Source organism: Cytophagia bacterium CHB2, assembly GCA_030263535.1.
GTDB lineage: Bacteria > Zhuqueibacterota > Zhuqueibacteria > Zhuqueibacterales > Zhuqueibacteraceae > Coneutiohabitans.
Map to the genome: position 1 here is coordinate 1 of SZPB01000281.1, position 8616 is coordinate 8616.

Sequence of the window (8616 nt, forward strand, 5' to 3'; positions counted from 1 at the left end):
CGGCATTGTTGCACACATTGACCTCTGACCCGAATGTCAACGTGAGGCTCGCGGCCGTGGATGCGCTTTATTCGTTTGGCAACCAGGCCGGCATGCGGCACGAGCTGGTGGAATCTCTGCGCCGGCAAACCTCGCCACTGGTGCAGATTGCGTTGATCGATCTGCTGGTAAAAATGCGCGAGAAACAATCGCTCGACACGTTTCGCCAGCTTTTGCAAGATGAACAGCTCAATCATGAAGTCAAACAACGCGTGGAATGGGGCATTCAACAATTGCTTTAATAGCGAAACAATGTGCAGTGGAGAAATTTCTCTGATGTGACACAAGCCGGCAAACAGCTCAAAAAAACAATGGGCGATTCAGTCTACGCCATTCCATTTGTGAGGAGATGATTTTATGTTGCAGAACAACTTAGCGCGGCTGCTGATTTTTGCGCCGGTGTTGATTTACTGCGCACAGCTCGGGCCGGATTTGGATATCGTCAAGAAAGAAGAAATCCGGCGGACGTTGCAATTCAAGAATCCCAACGCAGCCAAGCACGTGTTGGTCGATAACGTCTCCGGTTCGATCCGCGTGGTGGGCGACAATATTCGCGACGTGCAACTGGTGGTTCACAAAACGTTGCGCGCGGCTTCCGAAAGTAAGTTGCAAGAGGCGCGTGAACAAGTCGTGCTCGATATTGCCGAGGAGGAAGACGCGGTCAAGCTGTACGTCGACGGCCCGTTTCGCCGCTCCAACGGTGAGGTGAATTATCGCGGCTGGCGTTATTACGGCTATGAAGTCAACTGGGATTTCGAGCTGCGCGTGCCGCGTGAGGCGAGCCTGTATTTGCGTGCGATCAACGACGGTGAGATTGAAGTCAAAAACGTTGCGGGTGATTTTGATATTAAGAATGTCAACGGCGGCGTGAATTTGTCTGAAATCGCCGGCGCCGGAAGCGTTTATGCGTTGAATGGCGGCGTCAAAGTTCTCTTTCAGCAAAATCCCAAAGCCGAATCTTATTTCGGTTCGCTCAACGGCGACGTCGAGATCATCTTTCGCGAAGGGCTGGCCGCCGAGGCCGGTTTCAAAACCTTCAACGGCGAGATCTACACAGATTTCGAAGTGACATATCTTGCCAACAAATCACCAACAAGCAAGCGTAAACATGGCCGTTATATTTACAAAAGCGACGAATTCTCGCGCGTGCGCATCGGCAGCGGCGGTCCGCAACTGACGTTTGACGCTTTCAACGGCGATATTCGCATGCTCAAGCGGGAGTAGTGCACGAATGTTTTTGCAATCAAGAAGAAACACTATTATGAGGCTCTAATCATGAAGAATTCCTTTCGCAATACGTATGCGATCATCTGTCTTTTGTTCAGCGCAATCGCCGTTCATGGCCAGGAAGCGCTGCCCGGCGACCGGATCGCCGTGCCGTTCAGCGATCCTTCCCGTCCCGGCGTTGTGGAGGTGAGTGTTTTGCACGGCGGGATTACCGTCAAAGGCTACAGCGGCAAGGAAGTGATCGTGGAAGCGCAGGTGCGCACGCGCGAGTACAAGCATAAAGAGAAATCGAGCAAAAAGGCCGAGGGCCTGCGCCGGCTGGCGGTCAACACCACCGGACTGGTTGTCGAAGAGCACAATAACGTCATGCAAGTGGAAACCTCTTCGCATCAACGCACGATTGATTTGACGATTCAAGTGCCCACGCGAACCTCACTCAAGCTGAATTGTGTGAATGACGGCGATATCAAAGCCGAGGACATCAGCGGCGAGATCGAGGTACAGAATGTCAATGGCGCGGTCACATTGTCGAGAATTTCGGGCGCCGCGATTGCGCATGCGTTGAACGATGACGTCATCGTCACGTTCGTCAAGGTTGATCCGGCCAAACCCATGTCGTTCAGCTCGCTGAATGGCGATATTGACGTGACGTTTCCCGCAGATTTGCGCGCCAATATCAAATTCAAAGCGGAGAACGGCGACATCTACAGCGATTTTGAAATGAAGATGGAACCGACAACGCAGCGAATCGAAGAGGGCGGAAAAGGCGGCGGCAAATACCGCTTGCGCATCGAGCAGGCCATGCAGGGCAAGATCAACGGCGGCGGGCCGGAGATCAATTTCGAAACGCTTAACGGCGATGTTTATGTGCGCAAAGGGAAGTAGATGGTTTGTAGCATTTTTTCTGGGCTTTGCTCCGCAGATTCAAGCCTTTTGTGAGCGGCTGGCGATGTAAATGAATTCGTAGTATGCCCAATATTTTCATAAACCCCATGCGCAGGCGTGGGGTTTCTTCCAATATATCCCCTCTCGTTTCAACGGTTAGTCCCGTTCTGCTCCAGCATCGAGACGTGCGCGCGAGCGCATGCTTCATGCTGCTCGCCTTGCAAACCAAAAACACCTTGACACACCTTGTCTTCCGTGTTATATTGCAAAACCTTTTTGGACTTGCACGGTTACGACTCGCTTATCTATGCCGACTTCTTCTCGCTTGATTTCTCGCCGAACGTTTTGCCAGCAAATCGCGAGTGCCGCGCTCCTTTCCGCGTGTGCGCCGGCACTCAAAATCAACCCGTCACATGAACAATCCTCAACGCGCAAGCGTCTGCGTGATCTTGGCATCGTTGTCGGTTCGCTGCCGACCGGAGCATGGAACGCCATTACCGACGTGCCCGGTGTGCGCGTCGGACATTGCACACGCATGGAAGGGGAGGGCGAATTGCAAATCGGCCGCGGACCCATTCGTACCGGTGTTACGGTGATCATGCCGGGTGATGATGTTTTTCATGAGAACGTTACGGCCGGACGTTTTGTGTTGAACGGCAACGGCGAGATGACCGGCGTTGGGCGCATCGATCAAGCCGGTTTGCTCGCCTCGCCTATTTTTCTCACCGATACCTCGAACCTCGGGCGCGTGATGAACGGCGCGCTCACCTGGTTCTTGCAAACGTATCCTGAAATTGGCGATACGAAACCTGTGCCTGTACCGGTCGTCGCGGAAACCTGGGGCGCGTTTTTGCATGATGCCGAAGGCCGCCATCTCGATGATGAACATGTTTTGGCGGCGCTGGCGAATGCGAAAAGCGGTCCGGTGGCGGAGGGGGTTGTTGGCGGCGGCGTGGGCATGGTGTGTTATGATTTCAAAGGCGGCATTGGAACGTCGTCGCGCGTTTTGCCGCCTTCGCATGGCGGTTATACATTCGGCGTTTTAGTGCAGGCGAATTTCGGCAGCCGCGAGCAACTCACGATTAATGGTGTTCCCGTGGGCAAAGAAATTTCCGATTTGCAGCCGCAGGACGGGCGCAAATCAAAATCGATTATCGTGATCGGTGCAACCGATGCGCCGATGATTCCCGCGCAGTTACAACGCCTCTGCAAACGCATGGCTTTGGGCCTGGCGCGTACCGGCGCGCGCTCCTCCCACAGTTCCGGTGATTTATTACTGTTCTTTTCCACTGGCATTAAAATCCGGCCGGACGATGATTATACAAACATTCAAATCTTCAACGACGAATGGATTAGCCGTGCGCATCACGCTGCCGGCGAAGCCGCCGAAGAAGCGGTGTTGAATGCCTTGTGCATGGCGGAAACGACGGTGGGCATCAATGGTAACACGGCCTACGCGCTGCCACTCCAACGTTTACCGAAGCTCATGAAGAAGTATCATCATTGACTCAAAACCTCAATTACTCATGAAAAGAAAATCTTTTGGAATCATTATTTTTTTATGTTTGAGTGCGGGGAATGTTTTTGCTCAGGTCGATACGCTGCGCATTGCCAGTTACAATTTGCTATTCTTTCCCAGCAGTCAAGGCGTGGCGCGGTTGCCCAATTTTCGCACGGTTATCAATGCGCTGAAGCCGGATGTCCTCGTGGTGCAGGAATTGGAGAGTCTTGACGGACAGCTTTTGTTTTTGAATCAAGTGTTGAATTTCAATCAATCCAATTTGTATCAAAGCGCGCCGTACTTTGATGGTTTTGATTTGGACAACACCCTCTTTTATAAAACCTCGAAAGTCACCCTGCTGGGCGCGCAACAGATTCGCACGAGCCTGCGCGATATTTTTGCGTATTCTTTGTTGGCGAACGGAGTGGAATTTCGCATGTTCTCCGTGCATTTGAAAGCCGGCTCAGAACTCAATGACGAACGCCAGCGCGCCAACGAAGCTTCGACGCTGCGCAATTATTTGAACGGCCTCAATCCTGAGGAAAATTTCGTCGTCGCCGGCGATTTCAATACCTATCGTTCTTCTGAAGCAGGTTTTCAACGGCTGGTTGAGAGCCAACCGGATAACGACGGCCGTTTGTTCGATCCTTTGAATGCGCTGGGCACCTGGAATAACAACGTCAGCTTTGCCGGCATCCATACGCAATCGACGCGCACCACGGTGTTCGGCGACGGCAGCGCCGGCGGCCTGGACGATCGTTTCGATATTATGCTCGTCTCGGCAAATGTTTTGACGCCCGGGGGAATGTATCTTTTACCGGGTTCCTATCGCGCGTTCGGCAACGACGGCAATCATTTCAATCAAGCCATTAACTCCGGCCCGAACGGCGCAGTGACGGCAAGCGTTGCCAATGCCTTGCATGAAGCCTCGGATCATTTGCCGGTGTTTGCCGATTTTATTATGGGGAATCCCACCACAGTGGAAACAACCATCGCCGCGCCGCCGCCCTCGACATTCACACTTGCACAAAATTTTCCGAATCCGTTCAATCCCACCACGGAAATCGAGTATACGATCAACATGCGCACGCATGTCAGGCTCGTCGTTTTTGATATAACCGGACGTGAAGTCGCGACGCTGGTCGATACGATCAAAACGCCGGGTGACTATCGTGCGACGTTCGACGCGAGCGGCTTGCAAAGCGGCGTTTATTTTTATCGCCTCATCGCCGGTAACGAAGCGCAAACGCGAAAGCTTTTGTTTTTGGAGTAAACCGCAGAAGCGGAATCGTTGCTGCGATTGTGGTGATTACCTTTTGCCGATTCAAAAATGACTTCGGAAGGAAAAGATTTATGGAATTTGCCGACAAAATTGCATTAATCACCGGCGCTTCGAGCGGTATTGGCCGGGCCACGGCGTTGCTTTTGGCGAAAGCGGGCGCGCATCTCGCGCTGGTGAGCCGCAGCCGGGAAAGTTTGCAAAAGGTTGTTGACGAAATCGAAAAAAGCGATGGCCAGCACATCATTTTGCCGTTCGATGTCACGCAGGTCGAGCAATGCAAACATGCGGTTGAACAAACCGTCGAACGATTCGGCAAACTCGATATTCTCGTCAATGCCGCCGGCATTATCGCAAACGGTTCGATTACAACGACCACGACGGAAGCCTGGGAGATCATGTTGCGTCTCAATCTCACTGCCGTGTTTCACCTGATGCAGGAAGCGACGCCGTTTTTGCAGCAAACCCGCGGCAACATCGTGAATGTGTCGAGCGTTACCGGCACGCGCGCATTTCCCAACGTGCTGGCGTATTGCGTCAGCAAAGCGGGCGTCGATCAGCTCACGCGCTGCGCTGCGCTGGATTTGGCGCCTTCGGGCGTGCGCGTGAACGCCGTCAATCCGGGCGTGGTGCGCACGAATCTGCATCGCGCCAGCGGCATGGACGAAGAGAAGTATCAAACGTTTCTTGCGCACAGCCAGACAACGCATCCCATCGGGCGCGTGGGCACGCCCGAGGAAATTGCCGAAGCAATATTGTTTCTCGCTTCGGAGCGCGCCGGCTGGATTACCGGCGTCACGTTCAACATCGACGGCGGGCGTCAACTCACGTGTGCGCGTTGAGGAGCGCAGAAATATTAAACGATAAACATAATGTCATTGTTGATGCAATCATGTTGTCGGTTCATGATTGTTGCATGAAATAATTTTGATGTGATTGCGAGCAAACTTTTTCCGGCGCATTTCATTTTATTGCTTGCAATTATCATTTGTGATTCATATTCTCACAAAAATTTTGCAGAGATAAATCTTTCACTCACACCATGTGCATGTGTTTTTTACCCGGTGATAAAGATTTATCGTGAACGAAAGTTGTGGAGGCCGAATGGCGGAAAAAAAATACGAAGCGCTCGAACGTGTTGTCGTGTTGTACAATCTAGATACGGACTGGCCGAAAGCGGATCAGACGAATGCATTGCGTCTCGTCGATTACATGGTAGCCAGTCTGGAGGGCATGAACCTGCGTGCGACGCCGGTGCAGATTCAAGAAGATTTGGAGCCGTTGTCAAATTATGATCCGGATAAATGGATCGTCTTCAATTGGTGCGAGGGGTTTGCCGGCCAGCCGTGGTCCGATGCTTCAGTCGCGAAGGAGCTTGAGCAACGCGGTTTTGTTTATACGGGGGCGGATGCGCGCACTCTGAAGAAATCGCAGAACAAGCATATCGTCAAGAAAGCGTTGCTGAGCGCGGGCGCGCCCACGCCGCCCGGCCAGGCCATGCACCACCGCCAGGTCAAGGAGTGGATGTACTATCCCGCGATGGTGAAGCCCGCAAATCAACATTGCAGCTATGGCATCTCGCGCGCTTCGGTGGTGGAGTCGAGCGCTGAATTGGCGCGTCAAATTCTTCGCATTGAAGAAGAATTCGATTCCCCCGCGCTCGTTGAGCCATTCATCGATGGCCGCGAATTTCATGTCGGGGTGTGGGGCAATCGCAAGCCCGAAGTGTTGCCGCCGGTGGAGCTGGATTACTCGCGGTATTCCGATATGCACGATCGGATCTACACCTTCGAATCGAAATTCAATCCCGACTCCGACGGCTGGACCGGCATCAAGTGGTTTTGCCCGGCGGAGGTCGATGAAAAATTGTTCGGCTTGCTGGAAGATGCGGCGATTGCGGCTTATCGCGCGATGCGCTGCCGTGACTATGCACGCATGGACATTCGCTTGTGGAATGGCGCGCCCATGGTGCTCGATGTCAACCCCAATCCTGATCTCGATCCGGAATCCGTGATTCCGATGGCGGCGCAATCAGCCGGATTCGACTACGGCCGCATGGTCCATCGTATTTTGGAACTGGCGGCCGCACGCTTGCGGTTGCGCCGGTCGCGCCGCGTAAAAAAAGCGGTGAAATAAGCGAATAAACCGCGTTCGAGGACTTCCCCCGGTTTTGTGAGGTAGGCAAAACCATTCCCGTTCCGCGCGCCTCGCGCCGCATGAAGTGGTTGGCCGTTCAGGCTCTCTCATGATCATGTTGCGCGAGGCACACCTCTCTTGCATCATCTCTCTTTCCTGCAAAATCATTTTGTGTAAAGGTTTCTCGCCGATGCCCTAACGGAGGCCCAATGGCTCATGGCTTTGTTCATGTTGAAATCCCCAGCGCAGATTTTGAACGCACACGGCGTTTCTACAGCGAGTTGTTCGAGTGGAAAATGGATCTTGTCGAAGAGGAAGATTACATGCTCTTCGACACCGGAGAGAGTGTGAATGGCGCGTTTTATCATTCGCAGCAACACACCGGCCAACAGGGCGTCGTTATTTACATCCGGGTGGAAGATATTGACGGCACGCTGCAACGCCTGCCCGAATTGGGCGGAAAAATCATCAGTAACAAAGCGCCGGACAAGGGCAGCGGCAGTTTTGCGTTGATTTGCGATCCCGACAACAATGTGCTGGGAATTTGGGAGAAAAAGTAATCCCTCTCGACGCGGATAAACCGCAACTCAAAAGAAATCGCCAACGGATGGAAACGACTCCGCAGATGCAAATCTCTTTCTCCGATTGGTTGTTTTTGTCTGCCCGAGGAGATTATTGCTTTTGTAACAACGATTTTATTCTGGAGAGACCAGGCAGCAGGTCTCATTTAGAAATTTGCCTTTGAGTTGAGCGTCAGGCAATTGCACTCCGTCGCATCCTCAGGATGGCTTCATCATCGATTATGATCATTAAATGAAGGCGTCTGATTTCAATTCAAGCGGAGCCGATTGCAGATTTGGCTTATGGCGCGCTGAGCTTGGCGGAATCTAACGATGTCCTTCCGGAAAGTGTTCATAGACGTTTCCGTATCCGTAGAGTTGGAATGATTTAAAATTCGTTGTTACCCTCCGAGAGGTCTTACCGGCAATCATCGTACGTCGAATTTCTAAAGAATTTGCTGCTCTCTCATGCGCGAGCTAGCGGTGGCGGCGCCAGCAAAACCCATGAATATGAATAAATATTCATATATTTGAATTTTATATTTTTATAATTAATCAAGGTGAAAGCATGCATTAATCTTATACACAAAGACAATTTCTTAAAATTATTAAAAAAATTACGTTTTTTAAGAAAAAGCTCTTTTCAAATTCATTCTTAAAACTTATCTTCCACCCCAACCGTCAAGCCCCAGACGGCGACAATCAATGTCAAATCCGTGAGCGATGACTCGGCATCAGGATTTGATCGGCATGTTAAACTCTTTTAGGAGGATTCTACTGTGTCAAAAAATTCCTCGCGACGTTATGACGTGGTAGCGGCAGCCAAGAGTTGGACCTTGCGCAGCGCGCCACAACAGTTGCCTGCTGACATCAATTCCATCTTTGGCGAGCACACGTTCAACATGGACGTTATGCGCGACAAGCTTCCCAAAGAAGTGTTGCAATCGCTACTAGCCACGATCGATAAAGGCCAGCAGCTCGATCCCAAG

The 8616-nt window shown here is 52.0% G+C and carries 9 protein-coding genes; all 9 read left to right on the forward strand.

Features of this window, described 5'->3' with window-relative positions:
- A partial coding sequence (locus FBQ85_21860; GenBank protein ID MDL1877786.1) for a HEAT repeat domain-containing protein occupies positions 1–281 on the forward strand: 281 nt, incomplete at its 5' end.
- Positions 282–396: 115 nt separating this feature from the next.
- Positions 397–1263: a hypothetical protein gene (locus FBQ85_21865; GenBank protein MDL1877787.1), complete on the forward strand. Its 867-nt coding sequence runs from the start codon at positions 397–399 to the stop codon at positions 1261–1263.
- 51 nt (positions 1264–1314) lie between these two features.
- Positions 1315–2151: a DUF4097 domain-containing protein gene (locus FBQ85_21870; protein MDL1877788.1), complete on the forward strand. Its 837-nt coding sequence runs from the start codon at positions 1315–1317 to the stop codon at positions 2149–2151.
- Between the two features lie 307 nt (positions 2152–2458).
- Positions 2459–3658 carry a S58 family peptidase gene (locus FBQ85_21875; GenBank protein ID MDL1877789.1) on the forward strand — a complete coding sequence of 400 codons (1200 nt, stop codon included), beginning with the start codon at positions 2459–2461 and terminating at the stop codon, positions 3656–3658.
- Positions 3659–3677: 19 nt separating this feature from the next.
- On the forward strand, positions 3678–4925 hold the full coding sequence (locus tag FBQ85_21880) for a T9SS type A sorting domain-containing protein (GenBank protein MDL1877790.1): 1248 nt from the start codon (positions 3678–3680) through the stop codon (positions 4923–4925).
- An 80-nt stretch (positions 4926–5005) separates the two neighbouring features.
- Positions 5006–5773, forward strand: coding sequence for an SDR family oxidoreductase (locus FBQ85_21885; protein ID MDL1877791.1), 768 nt, complete (start codon positions 5006–5008; stop codon positions 5771–5773).
- Between the two features lie 262 nt (positions 5774–6035).
- On the forward strand, positions 6036–7067 hold the full coding sequence (locus tag FBQ85_21890) for a hypothetical protein (protein MDL1877792.1): 1032 nt from the start codon (positions 6036–6038) through the stop codon (positions 7065–7067).
- A 209-nt stretch (positions 7068–7276) separates the two neighbouring features.
- Positions 7277–7627 (forward strand): VOC family protein, encoded by a 351-nt coding sequence (locus FBQ85_21895; protein MDL1877793.1) that lies wholly within the window; start codon positions 7277–7279, stop codon positions 7625–7627.
- 779 nt (positions 7628–8406) lie between these two features.
- Positions 8407–8616, forward strand: a 210-nt coding sequence (locus FBQ85_21900; protein ID MDL1877794.1) for a glutamine synthetase III, incomplete at its 3' end; no start/stop codon positions are given.

Bases quoted from the DNA above. Each gene is read 5' to 3' on its own strand.
- FBQ85_21865 (MDL1877787.1), top strand. From the start codon at position 397: ATGTTGCAGAACAACTTAGCGCGGCTGCTGATTTTTGCGCCGGTGTTG.
- FBQ85_21870 (MDL1877788.1), top strand. From the start codon at position 1,315: ATGAAGAATTCCTTTCGCAATACGTATGCGATCATCTGTCTTTTGTTC.
- FBQ85_21875 (MDL1877789.1), top strand. From the start codon at position 2,459: ATGCCGACTTCTTCTCGCTTGATTTCTCGCCGAACGTTTTGCCAGCAA.
- FBQ85_21880 (MDL1877790.1), top strand. From the start codon at position 3,678: ATGAAAAGAAAATCTTTTGGAATCATTATTTTTTTATGTTTGAGTGCG.
- FBQ85_21885 (MDL1877791.1), top strand. From the start codon at position 5,006: ATGGAATTTGCCGACAAAATTGCATTAATCACCGGCGCTTCGAGCGGT.
- FBQ85_21890 (MDL1877792.1), top strand. From the start codon at position 6,036: ATGGCGGAAAAAAAATACGAAGCGCTCGAACGTGTTGTCGTGTTGTAC.
- FBQ85_21895 (MDL1877793.1), top strand. From the start codon at position 7,277: ATGGCTCATGGCTTTGTTCATGTTGAAATCCCCAGCGCAGATTTTGAA.